A 19,977-nucleotide genomic window follows, 5' to 3' on the forward strand; every position below is an offset into this window, starting at 1 on the left:
GCTCGGCTACGCTAGACGACTCGGTTCATTTCACTGGACGGGGACAATCAGGTGGACACCCAATCGGGCATACGTAACCCGGGCGTCATGGCCGCGCTGGCCGCGGCCCTGCTGTTCGGCGCCGGAACGCCGCTGGCCAAGGCACTGCTGAACGACGTCGGACCGTGGCTACTCGCCGGTCTGCTCTACCTCGGCTCGGGCATTGGACTGATGGCGTACCGCATCGCCACGCGAGCCCCGCGCGTGTCCATTTCCCGCACCGAAACCCTCTGGTTCGCCGGCGCCGTGGCGGCCGGCGGCATCGTCGGGCCGGTCCTGCTGATGTTCGGTCTGACCCGCATGCCGGCCACCGGGGCGTCGTTACTGCTCAATGCCGAGAGCGTGTTCACCGCGCTGCTGGCCTGGTTCGCCTTCAAGGAAAATTTCGACCGGCGCATCGCGCTGGGCATGGCCGCCATCGTACTGGGCGCGGTGGTGATCAGCTGGCCGGGCGAAGCCCGCTTCGCCGGATGGTGGCCCTCGCTGGCGATCCTGGGCGCCTGCTTCGCCTGGGGCATCGACAACAACCTGACACGCAAGGTCTCGCTCAGCGACGCCACCTGGATCGCCGGCATCAAGGGGCTCGTCGCGGGCATCGTCAACCTGGGATTGGCATTGGCGCTGGGCGCCACCTTGCCGAGTCCGTCCGCGATCACCGGAGCGATGCTCCTCGGCCTGATGGCCTACGGCGTCAGCCTAACGCTGTTCGTCGCCGGGCTGCGCCATCTCGGCACGGCCCGCACCGGCGCGTATTTTTCGGCGGCACCGTTTTTCGGCGCCGCCCTCGCGGTACTGATGGGCGAGCCCTTCACCCTGAAGCTGCTGGTCGCAGGCATGTTGATGGCCTTGGGTACCTGGCTGCACCTGACCGAGCATCACGCACACCGGCATACACACGAGGCGCTGCTGCACGAGCACATGCACATCCACGACGAACACCACCAACACACACACCCGTTTCCAGTCGCCCCCGGCACCCGCCACAGCCATGCCCACCGACACGAACCGCAGACGCACACCCATGCGCACTTTCCCGACGCACATCACCGTCATGGCCACTGACTGCAGCGCCATAGGCGAAGTGACTGCGCATGCCCTCGCGCACCAGACAACTTGAACCATGAATGCCAGCTCGCGCCCACCGACCCGACGCATACCGATTCAGAACCCCGAGTGGGACGTGATCGCCACCGACGTCAAAAGGGTGATGCGCCTGACTACGGAACTGAACCGACTCGGCTTCGAGGGCGATGTGACAATCGGAGCGCTGGCCAGCGAATTGACCGGCCACTCGGTCGATGAGACCTTCACGCTGAACCCGCCGCTCTACACGGAGGGCGGGCGCAACATCCGCACGGGCGCAAGGCCATCATCAACCAGGGCTGCTCCGTCTACGACATGAGGGGGCTGGAGATCGCCGATTGGGTGATGATCGGACCGAACGTGAACCGGATCACCGCGAGCCACCCGCTCAACCCGACCAAGCAGCGAATTAATGGAATCGATTTCCGGCGACAGGCCGAGGGTGCCGATGTGCGGTCAGTAGCGCCGGGTGTTGCGCCCGCTCCAGTAGATGTTTTCGTCGTCGAGCGGAATGCGGCGAACCTTCTCCGGCAGCGGGTCATTCAGCATCGCGGTATATTCCGTGCCTGTGAGCGCACCGAATTCTGGAATCCTGCAGCAGGTGCCCATGGGATTTTCACCGCGCGGCTTCATGCTCTCGTTATACACCGCTACCACATCGCCCAGCTCCGCCCCGCGAATCATGATCGGCCCGTTTTGCGGGTTTAGAAAAGGACACGCAGCACCTTAGACGGCAGATCCTACTCGGTGTGGATATGGCCATCGAAGGCGTCATGCGTCTCCACCACCACGACATCATTTTCGTAGCTAGATATATCCCATCCGTCTTCCAAATCAAAACTCGTGATATCTAATTCGGCTGGATGAAGATTACAGCCCACCACCGCTATCAACTTGTATTTGCAATTGATATAACAGCGGATACGGGCGCTCGAATGTCACTTCTATGTGTAAATAACCGCATCACAATCGACTCTCTGCACATCGATGGCTCATTGAGTCTCGCCTAGGTTCCGGAATAGGGTGCAATGAGCGCAGATACGATCCGAGTGGTTGCCCACCACAAACAGAAACACCCGAAAACATCCAGATTCAGAAACATCAGATTAAATTTCATGTGGATACAAATTCATGCGTGAGAGCAATGAATTAAAATCAACAACCAAAACAATCAGCTATTTTGCAAAACCTTTAACTCACGTTTATCAATCAAGTTGCATCGTAATACATTGCATATTCAACATCGAATGCCCTGGACGAAATCCCATCAGGATGGACCTCCACATGCAGATCAGCGACGTAGAATCACTTCGCCATTGAAGAACAATTTTTCCGTGATCCGAGACGATACTTACCGAAGGCGCTGCGGCGGGCGCCCCAACGGATGTTTCGTAATTCGGCCACTCTGGCAGGAGTCTTATTGAATTTCAGCCAGAGCGACAATCAATCAAGCCATTGGAGTGGCCCGTGCCACCCCTCCCAGCACCGCTGCGGTTTCGATCAATAACAATCTAACCCGGCACGCGGGGCCACGCGCTAACGCATGGATCTACGCTTTACAAAAGCCCGGAATCAGTCGATGCTTGGCGAATGGGGATCGCCACTCGTGGATACCCTTGCATATACATGTACCAACTGACACACGACAGGTATCGAAGCGTTCCGAAAGAAGCGACGCCTGCTGCCCACCGCCCTTGAGACGCCGTTACACTTCAAGAGGCATGAGCGCCAACCTAAATTGTGCACACAACGACCGGGCGGCATTGCTCGACAAACAAGCCGGATCCATCAATCGGCACTGCGAGCACGACGGCCCTCTGAATTCGATTGACAACGACAGGACAAATCATATGAGCAAGGGCATGGATTCAAAACGAAGCGAAAAAAAGAAACCTGAAAAAACGCTCAAAGAGAAAAAGGCTCAAAAACTGGAAAAGAAAAAAATAAAACAACGAGATTGATGCTTGTTTTCCCACATCGTTCCATGCGCACACCGGAACGCATGACGGCCACTCGTACACATGGGGCCGATACCGCCGTGTTCATGCCCGCGCGTCAGCGCAGGCATGAACACGGCGGAATTTCGCATATAGCCGCCACACCAGAAAATATCTGAAACCTCATCGATTCATTTTACAGCAGATTCATTTTCCTGCCTTGGCTAAAGCGGCATGACCAAAATCGGCGAAATCAAAGAAATATGGCGCTACCCAGTCAAGGGCATGGCCGGCGAACCACTGATATCCGGCAGGCTCGGCGAGCAGGGACTGGATGGCGACCGCATTTGGGCATTACGCGACCTTGCCCGCAAAGAAATTCAAAGCTGAAAATTTCGGCCAGAGCTGCTTCGTTGCACCGCTCGAAGCAGGAATATGGAGCCCGATAGCGCGGATGAGCAGGTCGACATCACCTTTCCCGACGGGTCCGTTTCCGGCAGTGATCACGCGGATATCCATGCCCGCCTATCCGCACTGGTCGGTCATGCCTCCACGCTGGAACCGCTCCGCCCAATTTCGGATCTCGATTTTTACCGTCGTCACAAATTGGACGATCACACTTGGCTCGATGAACTAAAGGCCACCTTCGACCGCGAACCCGATGAACCGCTACCCGATTTCAGCCAGCTGCCACAATCGATGGTCGACTACGTCTCGGTTCCTGGAACATTTTTTTAGTGGCGCCTTTTCATCTGATCACGACCGCAACACTCGCCCACTTGAAACAACAGCATCCCCAGTCGGATTGGGATGTGCGGCGTTTTCGTCCCAATATCGTCATCGACACGCTCCCCGATGCGACGGGATTGCTCGAACAGGCATGGCTAGGCAAGCGCCTGAACCTCGGGCAAGCCACGATCGATTGCAGCGCGACCACACCGAGATGCGGTGCGGTCACCCGGCCTCAACCGGGTGTCGTCGCCGATCCTTCGATTCTCCGCACCATCGTCAAGGCTGCGGATCAAAACCTGGGTATTTATGGCGCGACCGTCGAAGGCGGTGATTTTCAGATTGGCGATTGCGTGTACCTCGTATAATCCTGCGTCGATTTCTGCGCCGATGTTCCCTGGCAATCCAGCGCCGCGAAGTTTTGCTTCACAGTCTGTGAAGCATGGCTTCACTCCGGATGCGATTGATATTACTAATAATTCCGCTCGCGCGGGCCGTTTACGAGTGAAGCCACACTGCGCGCCGGAACGATCAACTCAATTAAAATCAATCAGTTACAAAAATTTCTCGACTGGCTCGTCTCTTGCTATGTCTGTGTCTGCTACCTGCAGCCATACCAAAACACAGCATCAGCAAAGGAGTCACGACCATGTCACTCAAACAGCAGCTCGAAGCCGATTTCGAAAGCCGCAAACAGTGGGCACTCCGCCGCCAGATGGGCATCCCCAACAACCGCAGACTCTGGGTCTGCGCCTGCATGGACGAACGCCTGCCGGTGGACGAAGCGCTGGGTATTCGCGGCGACCGCGGCGATGCGCACGTCTTCCGCAACGCGGGCGGACTGATCACCGACGACGCCATCCGTTCGGCCATGCTCACCTGCAACTTCTTCGGCACACAGGAGATTGTGATCATCAATCACACCGAGTGCGGCATGATGTCGGCGCACACGGAAACACTCGTCAACGCGCTCAAGGAAAAGGGCATCGATGTTGACAACGTGCAGCTCGACCCGGACCTTCCAGAAATGACCCTCAAGGCCGGTGCCTTCGGCAAGTGGATCAAGATGTACAGCGATGTGGACGAAGTCTGCGCCAAGCAGATCGAATACGTCCGTAAACACTCGCTGATTCCCGATCACGTGACGGTGAGCGGCTGGATCTGGGAAGTCGAAACCGGACATCTACGCCCGCCGCACGTCCGTGTGGGTGAGAAGGTGAATACCGACAAGGCAATGGGCGCCAAATAGCCTACCGGCTGCAGGTAGCGTACGCCCGTTCACCCGAAGGAGATCGCCATGCCGATTTACGACTTTGCCTGCCACGATTGCGGCCACCGCTTCGAGGCGTCCTGCGCCTACCAGGCAGACAATCCCCCCTGCCCGGCCTGCCACGCGAAGACCGCGCGCCTGCCCGGCGCACCCGCTCTGCACGGGGCGTTCACGCGAGGGCGGGAAGCGGCCATGCGCAGCCTGAGCACCGGCACCGCAAGCTGCCCCGCCTGTGCGGCTGGACGACCGCACAGCCATGCGAAGTAAGGCTTCAGCAGTCATCTGCTGCGCGGCCTAGACTTGTCGCCTGACTGAACGCCGTCGAGGTCGAACATGTCCGCATCGCATCCATCACCCCTCAATCCTGTGGCCTTTCTGCAGGCCTTCATCGTCCAGAGCATCAAGGTCGCGGGACAACTCGGCAGCCTGGAGGCCCGCGATCGGTTGCGCTACATCGAGCACTTGGGGCTGGCCGCCGCGAGCTGCCTGGAATCGGCCGGGCGCGAACAGCAGTCGCTCGACGCCGACGCCCCGCTCGACCAAGACCGCTACGCCAGTCTGATCGTGGAGATCAAGAATCAGATCGGCGGCAAATTTTCGCGCACCTCCAGCGCGCCCGGCTACGTCAGCGTAGTCAATCACGTCTGTCCCTTTGGCGATGCCGTGATGCAGGCCCCCGAGCTTTGCCGCATGACCTCCAGCGTCTTCGGCGCCATCGGCGCGCGCAATTTCGGCTATGCCAAGGTTCATCTGCACAAGCGCATCGCCACCGGCGACGGCTGCTGTGAGGCACGAATTTTCGTCGAACCCGCATTGGCACAGGGACAGCCGGGAGACGAATACCAGTCCCGCGACGGCACCGTCAGTTCGTCGCTGGTGGGCGGAGAAGACCCCGAACTGCAGCGCAAGCTCAGCGACACCTGGTGTGCCAACCGCAAGACCACGAAGCACACCGCCCCCGCGATTCATATGGTTGCCGAGTCCCCCGCCATGCGTGCCGCGCTACGCGTGGCCAGGGTCGTTGCCCCGACCGACGCCAGCGTATTGATTACCGGGGAAACCGGCGTCGGCAAAGAGATCATCGCGCGCACGATCCACGCGCTCGGCAAGCGCCACGACAAACCCTTCGTCACCATCAACTGCGGCGCCATTCCCGAGGGACTGGTCGAGACCGAGCTGTTCGGTCACGAACGCGGCGCCTTCACTGGCGCCTACGACGTGCATCACGGCTATTTCGAGCGTGCCGACGGCGGCACGTTATTCCTCGACGAAATCAATTCACTGCCGCTCGCGGTACAGGTCAAGCTGCTGCGCGTGCTCCAGGAAGGCACCTTCGAACGCGTCGGCGGCAGCCAAACCCTGGCGGCGGACGTGCGCATCCTTGCGGCCACCAATCAGGACATGACCGGCCTGCTGCGTGAAGGCGGTTTTCGCCACGACCTCTATTACCGTCTCAACGTCGTACCGATCGACATCCCGCCGCTGCGCCGCCGCATCGACGACCTCTCCGCGCTGGCCAATCACATCCTCAGGCGCTTATCGGAAAAATACGGCGTTGCAGAAAAAATACTCGGCTCAGAGGCCTGGCATCAACTCGTCAGCCACGACTGGCCGGGCAACATCCGCGAGCTGGAAAATCTACTCGAACGCGCCTTCCTGTTCACCGAGGGGCCGTTGATCGAACATGTCCTCGAATTGCCCGGCGGCACATCGGCCGGCGCACCAGCCGATGGCGTCAACCTACGAGCACTCAAACACCAGGCCGCCAGCGCCGCCGAGCGCCGCGCGATTCAGGACAGCCTGCAACGCTATCGTGGCCAGATCCGCGCCGTCGCCCGCGAACTGGGCGTCACCACGCGTGCCGTACACCAGAAACTCAAATCACACGGCATCAAACCCGCCGAATACCGACACCCCGTTGCACGCTAACAGGCTGTTGAAAAACTCCCCAGATTGTCGAAGATGGGGTCTCGGATAAATAAGGACGATAGCGAAGATGCGAGGAGCTGATATTCAGCAGGACGGGCTGTTCAGCACGGTGAGTCCGGAGCAACGAGTGCCGAAGGATCACCCACTTCGGCCGATCCGGCAGATGGCCGATGAGGCGCTTGCGGCATTGGATGGCGACTTCGATGCGCTTTACGCAGGACTGGGGCGCGACTCGATCCCACCGGAGAAGCTGCTGCGGGCCCAGCTGCTGATGGTGCTGTACTCGATTCGAAGCGAACGCCAGCTGATGGAGCAGCTCGACTACAACCTGCTATTTCGCTGGTTCGTGGGCTTTTCGATGGATGACAAGGTCTGGCACCACTCGACGTTCACCAAGAACCGCGATCGGTTGCTTGAGGGCGAAGTGGCGCACCGCTTTTTTGCCCAGGTGCTCAAGCAGGCCCGGGGTGCGGATCTGCTGTCCAGGGAGCATTTCAGCGTCGACGGCACCCTGATCGAGGCCCTGGCTTCGCTCAAGAGCTATCGGCCGAAGGATGAAGACGAACCGCCGACGCAGGGCGGCGGCCGCAACCCCTCGGTGGACTTCCGCGGTGAGCGCCGCACGCGCGACACCCATGCCTCGAAGACCGACCCGCAGGCCTTTCTCTTTCGCAAGAGCCAAGGCACGACCGCCAAGCTCAGCTACATGGGCCATCTGCTGATGGAGAACCGCCACGGCCTGGTGGTCGATGCGCGGGTCAGTCAGGCGACGGGCCGGGCCGAACGGGAGGTGGGTGCCGAGATGGTCGAAGCGCTCACAGGCACGCATCGGGTGACCGTGGGCGCGGACAAGAACTACGACACACGGGGCTTCGTGCGGCGGCTTCGCGAGGCGAACGCCACGCCACACGTTGCGCAGAACGACACCCGGCGTACGTCGGCGATCGATGGACGTACCACGGCACATCCTGGCTACCGCAGCAGCCAGACGATCCGCAAGCGGATCGAGGAATGCTTTGGGTGGGCGAAGACGATCGGTGGGCTGCGCAAGAGCCGGTTTGTAGGTCCCGAGAAGCTCGACTTTCAGTTCGTGCTGACGATGGCCGCCTACAACCTGGTTCGGATGCGCAATCTGGGGGTGGCGGCATGTTGAGGGCTGTCATTCGAGGGATTACTGCGTCCGAAACACCGATTTCCAGAACCATTGACCCAACAATTGGCGTAATTCATCCGTATCGGCATTTGCAGACGATCTTTCGCGCCCAAAATGCCGAGAAATCGCGGCCAATTTCAACAGCCTGCTAATCGGGGAAAAGCGCGAGCGGTGAGGTGGAAGATAGAAGATGATCATGCAGGCGCTCGATCTACAGTCGAGCCCATTCGATGACATGGCTGACGGCGCGGCCTATGGCCACATCATGCGCATATCTGTTTCTGGACAAAAGACGTTACGGCTTTCAGCCAGAATCGGGCAGTCAAGAGCAATATCCGCGCGATTGCTTGTGTCCGGCAAACCCAGTGTTTCAGCCTGTCTGAATTGGGCACCGAGCATTGATTGAATGCTCGGTGCCCAGGGTACTCATCTAAGAATTTAGAATTTCGCAGTAATCGACAAGTATGCGCTTCTCGGTGCGCCCGGGTTGGCGATGATATACCCAGACGAAGTGGTGCCGAAATAGCCGCCGCTTGAAATGTACTCCGTGGAATTGTATTTCTTGTCCAGGATATTCAAGACCCTCAGGGAAATGGTCGCATACTTGAGTCCGGGAATTATCTGATTGAAAACCCGGGTGTCATCTGAAATTGACAGATTGACAAGATTGTAAGCGGGCGTTTTCTGATTCGTAGGCGCCCCATTGTTGTTGTCCCATAAATAGCTATGGCCTACGTACTGATCCCACAGCGTGGTGGTGATAGCTGAGGTCGAAAGATACCACTTGTAATTTGCGCCAGCATTGAAAGTAGTCGAGGGTGAGTTAGAAACTGGGTACCCATTGTAGTAGGTGTTATTCGTTGTCGATAAATACGAATCCCAGTTGCTCTTGAGCCAGCCAAAATTGGCAAAACCAGACCAATGCGTATCGAGTGTTCCGGCAAACTGGGCATCCACACCCTGCATGGTCGCCGCACCATATCCAAAAGTGGTGACGGGGCTGCCGGCGATGTTACGCGGAATCGTCTGATGATCCATCTTGGTGTGGAAGTACTCGATCGATGCTGTCATCTTCTTGAACCCGAGAACATGACGCCCCAGGAAGCGCCACCCCAGATCATATGTGGCGGCCCTAACAGGCTGCAGAGTACTGATGTTTATAGGGTAATTATCATAATTACCGGCGGTGGGGTTCTGGTAAGCGATGCCGTAATTGGCGAACACCGACATCGACTTTTCGAGTTTCCAATTAATGCCGACAGAAGGTTCGGTTTTGAGAAAGTTGCTGGAAACATTAGGGTTGGTATCGTAGCTGTAGTTGGGATCAGTGGGCACCCCGGCTGGATACAAATGGAGCGTCTCTGAGCGACTATTGTTCACCCAGTCCGTCTGAAAGCCGTTTATGCTAATGCCGGGTACGATGGTGAGCGCAGGCGTGAGTTTAATGGTGTCCTGTAAAAACGCGGCCGAATAGGTGCTATACGTCGTGTTGAAGTAAACAGCGCTGGGATTGTAATTGTTATAACCCAGCGTCGGTGCATAACCCAGGTAATTGCTTCTGGCCTTGGACATGATCAACCAGCCACCGAAACTGACCAGGTTTGCATCGCCGATCGCTTGATCGAAGACAAGCTTGTCACCAAGATTGTAAGAATGCTCGTGATAGTTTTCGACATTCGTCGTCGACCCGGCGTCATAACCCGAGTTCACTCGATAATGGTAAATATTCCCATTTCTGAACCAGAGACTGTTCGATAACTTGAGGCTGGATGATAGATCCAGATGCAGATGCGACCACGCCATGTAGTCCTTCACGTAGTTGTGCTTGAACCATACTGACTTCGGCAGCGCCGAATAGAATCCAGATGTCTGTTGGCTGTACAAAGGCCCAGTCCCATTCAGCCCATTGACATGAATCTCGCTATTGGGCACGACAGGGATCATGTTTGGGCGGAACTCGTCATTGTTGATCGCATACGCGCCCGCGCTGAATGATCCACCTGCAAACGACTTCTTGGTCTTCACATAAAACTGATAGGTATTGGATGGCCAGGTATCCGATGTATTTCTGATGGAATGACTCCCCGCGTGGGCCAGCCCGATGACCGTCGACCATCCATCAATTTCTCCCGTGTCATGCACCGCAGAAATCACATTGGTGCCAAAACTTCCGCCCGATAGACTGATGCTGGTATTAGCACTCGAAGTTGGCTGAATGGGGATGAAATTGATGGTGCCGCCAAGACTGTCATACCACCGATTGTCGGGATTTCCGGGGCCTTGTATCACGTTGGTGCCGGACATTAATCCGCCGACGGGTACTTCAGGAGAGTGCCAGCCCGTGCCTTGACTCAAACTGTTCAATGGGATGCCATCGAGTTCTGCGGTAATGCCATTCGTTTCCAGATCGCCGGGTATGCTGTTGTACCCAACTTTTACCCCACGCATCGAAATGGTGGCGCGAGAAGAAACGCTACTTGCGTTATAACTGCTGATCAAAACGTTGGGGAGAATACTGAGTGCCTGCATGCCACCAGCATCCGGGCCAAACAATAAAATATTGTTCTTGGATACCGTTTTTATCGTCTGTGTTGATGTCAGTTTTTTTTGATCACTGAGAACCGTGCTGTCTGAATGACCTGCTTGATGGCTTTTCTTGACATTAGCGTCAACGGTTCCAAGACTCATGACGTCGGCTGCATGCACAACCATTGGGCAACCCAATACAGATACAATCGCAGCAGCGACTGCACTTCGCTTAAACAGATACACGGTATTCTCCTGGAGTTTTTGTGATTTATTGCATGAAGACAAGGCCGCACGAGAATTTGAAGCAATCTTCATGTGTGCATCTTGAAATATCAGAGGATGCTCAATTATGTTGAACTGGAAACCGTGAATGATTGGTAACAGCAGAATGAACTAATTATTTTTTGAACATTAACATCTGGTAATTATAAGCATTGGTTATCGACTGGCGTACGAGCGCGCTCAAAAACTCAGATCAGGAGATATAAAAATAAGTTATCGTTTTCTGCGGATCACCAATTCAATCACCTTGGTCTCCAGATCGTGCCACGCGAGCGGGCACTAATCCGCGATACTGAATCCCGAGACAAGATTCGATCCTAGATTCATCGAGTGACATTCCGATCCTGAATATTGAGGTGGGTATTTGGGGGCATAATGAAACGTTTTATCGAGGACAATAAGCGACAGTAAACCACGTCGCTCTCAAAAGACTCGACGATTTCGTTGCCAAACAACACGGTTCGCGTCGTTGATGTATTTGACTTGGATGCATTGGGTTTCAAGGTTAATCCCAAGGCCACAGACCACCCTGGCCACCCTGGCCATCCTCCGGGGACGATGATCAAGCAATTCATCTACGGCCATCTCAACCGGGTACAGTCAACGCCCTCGTATCGCCATACTCCCACACACCAGAAACTCAAATCGCACGGCGTCAAGCCCGCCGAACACCGAAACCCCAGGGCACTAACCAGGTGAAAGCGAGAGGAGGAAGATAGAAAATGCTGATGGAAGCGCGCGATCTTCAGTCGAGGCCATCGGCGACGATGGCGGACGGATGCATCCTATGGCAGTATCATGCGAATATCTGTTTCTGGATAAGAAACATCGGCGGCATTCGGCCAACTGCACCCTCCTTGTTTACCACATTTGACCGTCAGCCTTCTCCCATGAACGGACATCAACCTTATCTGTCTGATGTATGTACAGGACAACGATTAAAGGGCAGTTGTATGGTGTCTGGAAAACTGGTGACGATTCAATCTGATGTTGCTAGGTGAGACTAAATAATTTAGGGGGCTGGGACGACCTCTCCGCTGCTTCGCAGTTCCGAGTCTGCCCCTAAGCCGGGCGTTAAATCGCGCGAGAAATTATGAACAGAAATGATGCGGTAGAACTCGCAGTTGAGAGCATCCTCAGGGACGGATGCAGTGATATTACGTCCGAGTCACTAGAGCTAGGTCTGATCGAGCAATTTCGGGCTGACTTCGAATCCGATGTGAAGGCAAAGCTGAAGCGTGGCAATGTCTTTGAGATGGAGTTTCGGCCTTTACAATACATTTTGACGCCAAAAAATAGGTACATTTTCGATTATAGGAAGGCGGCAATCATAAGTCCCAGTTGCCTAGCAAAATTCTTGGCCATTGTTTTTCAATATGCCGAGGTTGTTGAGAACGCCCGTATTCCGTCATCAGAGAATATTGTCTATTCTTGCCGATTCTCGCCGAATCCTGACGGCATCTTTGACAAAAACATCGGTTATTCAAACTGGCGCGAAAATACGAGAGAACGTGCAGAGTCTGAAGATTGTGAGTTTGTTGTGTCTTGCGACATCGCTGCGTTTTACGATCGCGTCAATATCCATCGCATCGAATCTACGCTTTTAAGTATTGGCGTCGATCCAGCGCTCGTCAGATACACAAACGATTTACTCCTCTTTTGGTCACGAAAGGATAGCTACGGGATTCCAGTAGGTAACGTAGCTAGTCGTATTCTTGCAGAGGCCGCACTTATCGACATTGATCAATATTTGCTGGCCGAGGAAATTAAGTTTACCCGCTACGTCGATGATTACAGGATTTTTGCTCCGAGTTTGCTTGTGGCTCAGGAGTGGATGAACAAACTGACCACTCGATTATTTCGTGATGGGTTGATGTTGAACACAGGGAAGACGCAGATCAGTAAGGCCAAGAAAAAAGGTCAGGAAGATGAGTCTGAGCAGCATGACGAGGAGCAGGCGGCGGAAACGGTTCTTAAGGTGATTACAAAGCTAACTGGTGGCTACAACAGAATCGCCAGAAAATTTGTTATGCCTTCTGAGGACAAGCATGAATCCTTCAAGGGTATCGATTTGGATAAGGAGCTTACGCTCTTGTCGAAGCAGACCATTGTCGATTTTTCTGGGATTCAGAAAGTGGTAATAGCAGCGTTGGTGCAAAAGAGGTTCGACCTTTTGATGCAGATTGCCACCGTTTGCAGTCGATACCTATACGGACTCGATTACTTCATCGATATGTTACTTAAAAATTCAAAGTTCATTCCGGAAGCTGAGCGTAATCGACTAGCAGATATGTACGCAACACTGATTGATACGGGAGAGCTTTATTCGTTTGAGTGGCATTGCGCTTCCGTAGCCAGATTATTGAGCTCATCAGTATACTTTCGAAAGAATGCACTTATTCAGCTATACAAAACGCCTGCAAAGGACGTTTCCACATACGCTTCGATGATCGCGCTCGAGGGATTGAAAGGGAGACTTACACGATCAGAATTTCTCACAATTCGTGAATATTTCGACAGGTCAGATGAGTGGGAAAGGCGCCGACTGCTCGCATTGTCTGATGCGCTCCCTGACGAGGAACGGAAGGCCTGGGGCAAAGCCGTCAAATCAACTCTGACAAACGATGTTCTTGGGACAAAACTTTGTGAGCAGGTAATTCGTGGCGGTGCGATCTAACAAATCGCTGCAGGTGACGATTGACCCGCTACGTACTGTTGCCATCACAAAAGCACGTATCGCCTCAAGCGCACCCGAGCTCAGGCGTTGAAGGACCGCTGTGTCGGGTCTGGGGCAAACAGCGGCGTGCCGATATACGACCGGCAGCAGTGGGTCGACTTCAGACAAAGCGGAGGATACGGTTCTGAGCTCAGCCACTAGCAGCCTGGTTTCAATCATCATCAAGAGTCTGTTTTTTTACCCAAGAAAGTGCATTCTGCGTTGTAGGTAGAGCAGAATTATTTCACTATCCAAGAAGGATTGTTACGTCATGAATGTACTTGCTATTTGGAAAAACCGCTTTTACGAAGGCGACTATAATGAGGTCCACGCAGTCGTTCCTATGCCGGTGTTGAGTACAGTCAAATGTGAATTTATTAAAGAGCCTACAACGCCTGGAGACCAAGTGGTATTCCGCGAGGATGACTTTGATCCTGTCACTCGGATTAGGCGTGGCCGGCTATATATAGGAGGGCCTACGCATCTTGATTTCGGCCAAGTAATTGTTAATGGGTTAAACCAACATAATTGGCTTACTATGCCCCCGTCAGTTTCTTATACTCCGTGGAATACGCCAAGTACACAAAACGATATTTTAGGTCAGCACATCCGTATTGGCAGCGACGGTTTCGAAACCTTATGGCGTATAATCGGAGTAGAGAAACTAACCATAGGTCATATCTTACTGACCCTTCGAGCCACTTCACTTCTGGGGACTATCCCTGACCTAGCTGACCAAATATGTGACTTGGCGCGCACTGCTGTCAATCGGTCTTTAGTAATAAGGCAGCTTGATGCATTAGTTGACACCTCACGGCGTCAACAGGAGATAGCAACGGTCGACGCAGCGAGAGAAACCGCTAGGGTAGTGTTAGCCGCATGGATCGGAGAGTGCGTTTCTGGAAAAGATCTAAAGGATGTAATTACCAATATTCCCGACGGAAGGGAGGTAATCCGAAGTGCTGCCTTCATCATTAACAGATTGCATCCACGCGGAAAATCCGCTGAACACGAATCGCGAGCAGCTGATGGCTCAATAGTACGCACTGTAGATCCTGAGGATGCAGAAACAAGTGTGCATCTTGTTGGTATGATTTTGCGTGAAATCGGCTGGACTTCACCAAATTAACCCTGCGTAAATGGGTATCAGGTGAATCACCTCCAGATTTTTGGGCCCTTCGTAGTCGTTCTTCCAATGTCCGCAAAGCGCGAGATTGCCGACGGCATCGGGGAATCATGCAAATGACTGATTAGGGCCTAATTCTACCGTTCATGACTCACATCCTGGTCACATCCAACTTTATTGATCGACATCGATCAGTTCTTAACGGCAGCCGGCCAACTGATTGACTGTTTCCAATGATTCATGCCGCCATACCCCGGCATTAAAAATGCCCAATCACACTCAATAATGTTGCGATTCGAACAAACTGCAATTAGCGCTTCTCTGTAAATCCATCATTTGTTTACGGCATTAAAACCCGGTAGTTCTGGAAGGCGTCGACAGAGAAATTGGATGAGTGCCATCGCTCGCTGCGGAAGATAGCGCCTGGATGGGTAAACCAAGTATAGAGGCTGTGAATCCAGCGTCCACTCTGGCAATAAATGAACGAGCGAGCCATCGTCAATCAAATCTTGCACCAACCAGGCGGGAGCCGTGCCCAAGCCCACCCCTGCCAGAAAACATTGCTTAAGCGCCAACGAACTATTGATCCGATAGCGGCCCACTGGCGTAACAACAACGATCTTATCGCCGCTGACAAACTCAAGCTGACTTAGCGATGCAATGCCGCCAAATCGGATATACGAATGCCTACTAAGCGCTTCGGGGTCGTCAAGAGGAGGGGCGGTTTCAAGATATGAGCTATGGGCTACTAAGAGACGGGGAGATGAAGCAAGTTTTCTAGCGATGACATTGGGAGGGAGATCCGCGCTTAACCGGATCGCCAAGTCAACGCCTTCCTCAACCAAATCCACGATTCGATCACTCAGAACGAGCTCTAGCTCAATTTCTGGGTAGTCAGTTAGAAATTCTATCGCAAGGCTATTGAGCCGTAATTCACCAAGCCCGACAGGAGCCGCGACGACGAGTTTGCCAACCGCCTGCGTTGTCTGACCGCGAACCTCGGCAACTGTGTCGGTATATTCTTCGAGCAAACCCTTGGTTCGATCATAGAGTCGACGGCCTTCGTCCGTGAGGACGAGGGCCGTCGTACTCCGCTTGATTAAGCGGACCCCTAACTCATGCTCTAACTTGGAAATTATTTTACTCATGGTGGGCTGGGTAACATCAGCTTCATGCGCTGCGGCTGTAAATGAACCTAGCTCAACGACACGAATAAAATTTTGCAGTGCCTGCAATGTGTCCACGTCATTCCTTTTGGGCATGATGCATATGCCATTCATACACATTACTTAGAAAAAAGGAATGACTTAATGTCCTGGTTCCCAAATCCAGGAAAACCAGACAATGAACTCATGCTTGACGCAACCCCTTACTGACACCCATATCGTCATAGTCGGCGGTAGTGCAGGTATCGGCTTAGCGACCGCTGCTACCGCCAAAGCGAGGGGCGCCTCTGCGACGCTCATCGGTCGCAATGCCGAGCGACTGGAACTGGCATCGAAGGACATCGGAGGCGCAAGAACAGGCGTTGCCGATATCAGCGACCGCACTCAGATTGAGACGGTTTTCGCAAACATGTCGCCGATAGACCATCTGGTCATCACTGCCGGTAGCCTTCAGGCAGGGCTTGTCGCTGAGTCAGATCCGGATCGTCTGTTACGGGCAGTCGACGAGCGTATCGCGGGAGCGCTTTACGTTATCAAGGCAGCCTTGCCGCTGATGTCGTTTCAAGGATCAATCGTGTTAACGGGTGGACAATATTCGGATCGCCCCACAGGTCAAGGAACAGCACTCACCGCGATGGCAGTACGCGGCATCGAAGCACTAGCGCAGTCGCTTGCACTCGAACTGAGTCCTATCAGGGTCAATGTTATTGCCCCTGGTCTGATTGACACCGCCTTATTCGATAGTCTTGGAGCTGACATCCGAGCCGGGATTTTTCGAGCGGCAACGAAGTCTTTACCTGTCGGTCGCGTCGGAACTCCGGAAGAGGTCGCTGACGCGATCATATTTCTGCTTACCAATGGCTACATGAATGGCGAGGTCTTACATATCGACGGTGGCGGTCGGCTTGTCTGATGCAATACGTTCTAGAGCCTCGATATTTCCAATACATTGGTGATGTGAATCGCCACGGGCTCTTAGGCGCTTTCAAGCCATGGTTAATGGCTTCACTACGGACACCGACCATCAACGCAGGACACAACTGGTTGCACAGCATCGACCGCAGACCCCGCAAATCACGCGGTGTCGTCATTCAGATTAATCTCCCAACACTTGCCGATTCCGGGCGCGAGGCTTCGGAATCGGCGAGGCCCGAACGACCGCGTTAGGCTGCTTGGCTGGGCGCGAAGCGCCGGGTGAGATATTCGATGATGGCGTCCGATTCGTACATCCAGCGCACCTCGCCATCCGTCTCCTCGATGCGCAGGCAGGGCACCTTGATCTCGCCACCGCCACGATGCAGCGCTTCGCGGTTTTCGGGGTCGTGCTGGGTGTCGCGCAATTCGATGTTCAACGACATCCGCTTCATGGCGCGGCGGGTCTTGATGCAGAACGGGCAGGAGCGGAAGTGGTACAGCGTGAGCGCACGGGTTTCTTCGTCGATCTTCGCCTGCACGTCGGCCGGGCGGTCGATGCCCTTGGGGGTGGTCATGCGGTCGATGGTGATGACGAATGGCGTCAACACTAAACGGACGGTTCTGAAGAAGAATCGGATTAGGGGTCTCATGGGCCAGCTCTTGATGTAAAACGAGCCAGTTTACCGGGTCGGTCACGCAAGTCCACCACGGCCCCGGAGATCGGCGGCGACCCCGCTCAGCATCGGCGCAGCACGCAGATCAGGCGTGGGTCGAATTACCATTGCGCCGGCTGTCGGCGGATACAAAGCCGACCTTCAGTATCAGGCGTAGCCGCGCTTCCGTGTCGAGGGGCCGGTACGCGGCGCGCTGACGGTCTCGCACGGTGACGGCCAGGTATTTTGTCGAAGACGCCTTCGACATACCGCTGCGCGGACACGCTGCCGGCTGCACCCTCGGCCGGTTCTGTCGCGACAATCCTATTCGACCCATCAGCTCGCGGGGCCGCGCCGGACGAGGCGGAAGTAACCGAAGCGCTGTGCCGCGCCGCCGGGGGTCTGGTGGGATTCTTCGCGCATTTCAATCAGATCGAAGTCGTCTCCGAACAGGGCGAGGACGCGGTCGACATCGTACTGCACCACCTCCAGCCCACTGCAGCGTTCGGGGCCGCCGACGGCGAAGGCGGCGAGGATCAAGTGGCCGCCGGGGCACAGCGCGCGCAACAACGTGTCGCGGTAGCGGCGGCGGTCGTCGGCCTCGGTGAGAAAGTGGAACACGGCGCGGTCGTGCCAGAGGTCGAAGGCGTGCGGCGGATCAAACGTGGTCACGTCGGCCTCGAACCATTCGACCGCGTCGGCGCACGCGCCGAGCCGGCGTCGGGCATGTTCAAGCGCGGCACCGGCAAGATCGAGCACGGCCGGATGCTGGTATCCCGCCTCAAGCAGGCGGTCGACCAGCACCGATGCGCCGCCGCCGACGTCGATGATCGCCGCATCGTGCGGGCAACCCGTGGCCTCAATCAACGCCAGCGACAGCGCTGGCTCGGCCTGATACCAGCTCACCTCCAGCGGTGACTTGTCACGGTAGACCTGTTCCCAATGCCTCTTGCGATCCATCTGCCCTCCTTGTCCGTGCGTGTCGGGTGCGTCTAATTATGCCGCGTGCCCAGACCGGCGTCGCGCACTGCTCGGGGGCGGATCGACCCGGCGTGCACCCCGATAAGGCATATCGGGCGCCCCGATTCCCGAATACGGCATACGAATACCGGCGACAAAGCCGCGCTCATACAGCATGGCCGCATTGGCACCATTCATGCTTTACCGATGACAAGGCATTCAAGGCATACGGAGCCAGCCGCACAGACAAGCCATAGACGACATAGCATTCAAGGCGACTAGGGTTCCGCCCGGACCACCGGGGACTGGACCGAGAGTGGCCGGCCCCGGATGCGGGGCTACACGGCGGGATAAAAGCCCGGGAGAGCGAATACGCACACGTATTCACTCCTCGGGCTTTTTTTCGCGCGGGTGTCGGCACGGGCACCCCGCTTCGGCACCCCCAGGGGTGCCCCAACACGGAGAGTGATTGTCATGAAACGCAGCAAGAAACTGATCGCCACCTTGATGCTCGCCCTGCTCGCGCCGGTGATATTCATGTCCACCGCGCGCGCCGAAATCACGCTCGGCATCAGCGACTGGCCGGGCTGGGTGGCCTGGTACATCGCTCAGGAAAAGGGTTACTTCAAGAAGTACGACGCGCACGTGAAGCTGGTCTGGTTCCCGAACTACATCGACTCGGTCAACGCCCTGTCCGCCGGGCAGCTCGACGCCAACAGCCAGGCCCTCATCGATACGTTGGCCCCGCTGGAAAAAGGTCTGCCGCTCAAGACCATCCTGGTCACCGACAATTCGGCCGGCAACGACGCGCTGATGGTGAGCAACAGCATCAAGACTTTCGCCGACCTTAAGGGCAAGACCATCGGCCTCGAACAGTATTCGATCGAGAACTACCTGGCCGACACCGCGCTGCACCGTCACGGCATGACCCAGAAGGACGTGAAGATCGTCAACATGAGCACTGGCGACGCCGCCGCCGCGCTGATCTCCGGTCGCATCGACGGCGCCGGCGTGTGGAATCCCTGGATCAATCGCATCACGAACAGCCACAAGGGCCACCCCCTGTTCACCAGTAAGGACGCGCCCGGCCTGATCCCTGATCTCGTGGTTGCTCGCGAGGCGGCGATCAAGGCGCATCGCAAGGACTTCGAGGGCATGGTCAAGGCCTGGTTCGCGGTGGTCCGTTTCGTGCACGCGCACCCGGAGGCCGCGGCGAAGATCATGGCGCCGCACGTGGGCCTGCAGCCCAAGGAGTATGCCCTGTCGCTGGCGGGCACCCGCTTGTTTGGCGCCAAGCTGAACCGCGAAGCGATGAAGCCAGGGCACTCGCCGGTATCGCTGTACAACAGCACGCCCGACACGGCGAAGTTCCTGATCAAGGCCGGGGCCATCTCCAAGATGCCGGAGCCCGCGATGTTCATCGACCCGAGCCTGGTCGAACACGCGTCGAAGTGAGTCCGACCCCCTTCGCGGCCCCAGCGTCCCATTCT

The 19,977-nt window shown here is 55.7% G+C and carries 19 protein-coding genes and 1 riboswitch; of the genes, 14 read left to right on the forward strand and 5 right to left on the reverse strand.

What is annotated here, in order from left to right; genetic code table 11:
* The first annotated feature begins 51 nt into the window (after positions 1–51).
* A complete protein-coding gene (locus BI364_RS15385; protein ID WP_322111767.1) occupies positions 52–1,101 on the forward strand; it encodes a DMT family transporter in 1,050 nt (349 codons plus the stop codon).
* A 118-nt stretch (positions 1,102–1,219) separates the two neighbouring features.
* The gene (locus BI364_RS15390) at positions 1,220–1,441 is read left to right on the forward strand and encodes an LbetaH domain-containing protein (protein WP_156782795.1); all 222 of its coding nucleotides are present in this window, start codon (positions 1,220–1,222) and stop codon (positions 1,439–1,441) included.
* Between the two features lie 137 nt (positions 1,442–1,578).
* On the opposite strand, the gene BI364_RS15395 is transcribed toward BI364_RS15390, so the two are convergent.
* Positions 1,579–1,806 (reverse strand): hypothetical protein, encoded by a 228-nt coding sequence (locus BI364_RS15395; protein WP_197495742.1) that lies wholly within the window; start codon positions 1,804–1,806, stop codon positions 1,579–1,581.
* Positions 1,807–2,843: 1,037 nt separating this feature from the next.
* Here BI364_RS15395 and BI364_RS18085 point away from each other — a divergent pair.
* From BI364_RS18085 to BI364_RS15420, 8 genes are all read left to right on the forward strand, one after another.
* Positions 2,844–3,083 (forward strand): hypothetical protein, encoded by a 240-nt coding sequence (locus BI364_RS18085; protein WP_156782796.1) that lies wholly within the window; start codon positions 2,844–2,846, stop codon positions 3,081–3,083.
* A gap of 210 nt (positions 3,084–3,293) precedes the next feature.
* A complete protein-coding gene (locus tag BI364_RS18450) occupies positions 3,294–3,449 on the forward strand; it encodes an MOSC N-terminal beta barrel domain-containing protein (RefSeq protein ID WP_197495743.1) in 156 nt (51 codons plus the stop codon).
* A gap of 45 nt (positions 3,450–3,494) precedes the next feature.
* On the forward strand, positions 3,495–3,797 hold the full coding sequence (locus BI364_RS18455) for a hypothetical protein (RefSeq protein WP_197495744.1): 303 nt from the start codon (positions 3,495–3,497) through the stop codon (positions 3,795–3,797).
* Positions 3,797–4,156, forward strand: a complete 360-nt coding sequence (locus BI364_RS18460) for an MOSC domain-containing protein (RefSeq protein WP_197495745.1) — start codon at positions 3,797–3,799, stop codon at positions 4,154–4,156. The genes BI364_RS18455 and BI364_RS18460 overlap by 1 nt, the downstream gene beginning before the upstream one ends.
* Positions 4,157–4,437: 281 nt before the next feature.
* Positions 4,438–5,037, forward strand: a complete 600-nt coding sequence (locus BI364_RS15405; RefSeq protein WP_070079489.1) for a beta-class carbonic anhydrase — start codon at positions 4,438–4,440, stop codon at positions 5,035–5,037.
* 48 nt (positions 5,038–5,085) lie between these two features.
* Positions 5,086–5,325 (forward strand): FmdB family zinc ribbon protein, encoded by a 240-nt coding sequence (locus BI364_RS15410; protein ID WP_070079490.1) that lies wholly within the window; start codon positions 5,086–5,088, stop codon positions 5,323–5,325.
* A gap of 66 nt (positions 5,326–5,391) precedes the next feature.
* The gene (locus tag BI364_RS15415) at positions 5,392–6,987 is read left to right on the forward strand and encodes a sigma 54-interacting transcriptional regulator (protein WP_070079491.1); all 1,596 of its coding nucleotides are present in this window, start codon (positions 5,392–5,394) and stop codon (positions 6,985–6,987) included.
* A gap of 67 nt (positions 6,988–7,054) precedes the next feature.
* Positions 7,055–8,140, forward strand: coding sequence for an IS5 family transposase (locus tag BI364_RS15420; RefSeq protein WP_070077189.1), 1,086 nt, complete (start codon positions 7,055–7,057; stop codon positions 8,138–8,140).
* 438 nt (positions 8,141–8,578) lie between these two features.
* On the opposite strand, the gene BI364_RS15425 is transcribed toward BI364_RS15420, so the two are convergent.
* Positions 8,579–10,984: a TonB-dependent receptor gene (locus BI364_RS15425; RefSeq protein ID WP_083251454.1), complete on the reverse strand. Its 2,406-nt coding sequence runs from the start codon at positions 10,982–10,984 to the stop codon at positions 8,579–8,581.
* Positions 10,985–12,044: 1,060 nt separating this feature from the next.
* Between BI364_RS15425 and BI364_RS15430 the strand changes: the two genes are divergently transcribed.
* Entirely contained in the window at positions 12,045–13,628 is a 1,584-nt protein-coding gene (locus BI364_RS15430; protein ID WP_070079493.1) for an RNA-directed DNA polymerase, read from the forward strand.
* A gap of 310 nt (positions 13,629–13,938) precedes the next feature.
* Positions 13,939–14,796: a hypothetical protein gene (locus BI364_RS18090; protein WP_156782797.1), complete on the forward strand. Its 858-nt coding sequence runs from the start codon at positions 13,939–13,941 to the stop codon at positions 14,794–14,796.
* A gap of 329 nt (positions 14,797–15,125) precedes the next feature.
* Here the strand turns inward: BI364_RS18090 and BI364_RS15435 are convergent, their stop codons facing one another.
* A complete protein-coding gene (locus tag BI364_RS15435; protein WP_070080141.1) occupies positions 15,126–16,037 on the reverse strand; it encodes a LysR family transcriptional regulator in 912 nt (303 codons plus the stop codon).
* Positions 16,038–16,149: 112 nt separating this feature from the next.
* On the opposite strand from BI364_RS15435, the gene BI364_RS15440 reads away from it, so the two are divergent.
* Positions 16,150–16,872 (forward strand): SDR family oxidoreductase, encoded by a 723-nt coding sequence (locus BI364_RS15440; RefSeq protein WP_197495747.1) that lies wholly within the window; start codon positions 16,150–16,152, stop codon positions 16,870–16,872.
* Positions 16,873–17,122: 250 nt separating this feature from the next.
* Here the strand turns inward: BI364_RS15440 and BI364_RS15445 are convergent, their stop codons facing one another.
* Positions 17,123–17,524 carry a glutaredoxin family protein gene (locus BI364_RS15445; RefSeq protein ID WP_070079495.1) on the reverse strand — a complete coding sequence of 134 codons (402 nt, stop codon included), beginning with the start codon at positions 17,522–17,524 and terminating at the stop codon, positions 17,123–17,125.
* 339 nt (positions 17,525–17,863) lie between these two features.
* The gene (locus BI364_RS15450) at positions 17,864–18,487 is read right to left on the reverse strand and encodes a class I SAM-dependent methyltransferase (RefSeq protein WP_070079496.1); all 624 of its coding nucleotides are present in this window, start codon (positions 18,485–18,487) and stop codon (positions 17,864–17,866) included.
* Between the two features lie 267 nt (positions 18,488–18,754).
* Positions 18,755–18,854, forward strand: a riboswitch (guanidine-I (ykkC/yxkD leader).
* A 107-nt stretch (positions 18,855–18,961) separates the two neighbouring features.
* On the opposite strand from BI364_RS15450, the gene BI364_RS15455 reads away from it, so the two are divergent.
* Positions 18,962–19,942 carry an ABC transporter substrate-binding protein gene (locus tag BI364_RS15455; protein ID WP_070079497.1) on the forward strand — a complete coding sequence of 327 codons (981 nt, stop codon included), beginning with the start codon at positions 18,962–18,964 and terminating at the stop codon, positions 19,940–19,942.
* Positions 19,943–19,977 lie beyond the last annotated feature (35 nt).

The sequence above is a fragment of the Acidihalobacter yilgarnensis genome (assembly GCF_001753245.1).
Lineage (GTDB): Bacteria > Pseudomonadota > Gammaproteobacteria > DSM-5130 > Acidihalobacteraceae > Acidihalobacter > Acidihalobacter yilgarnensis.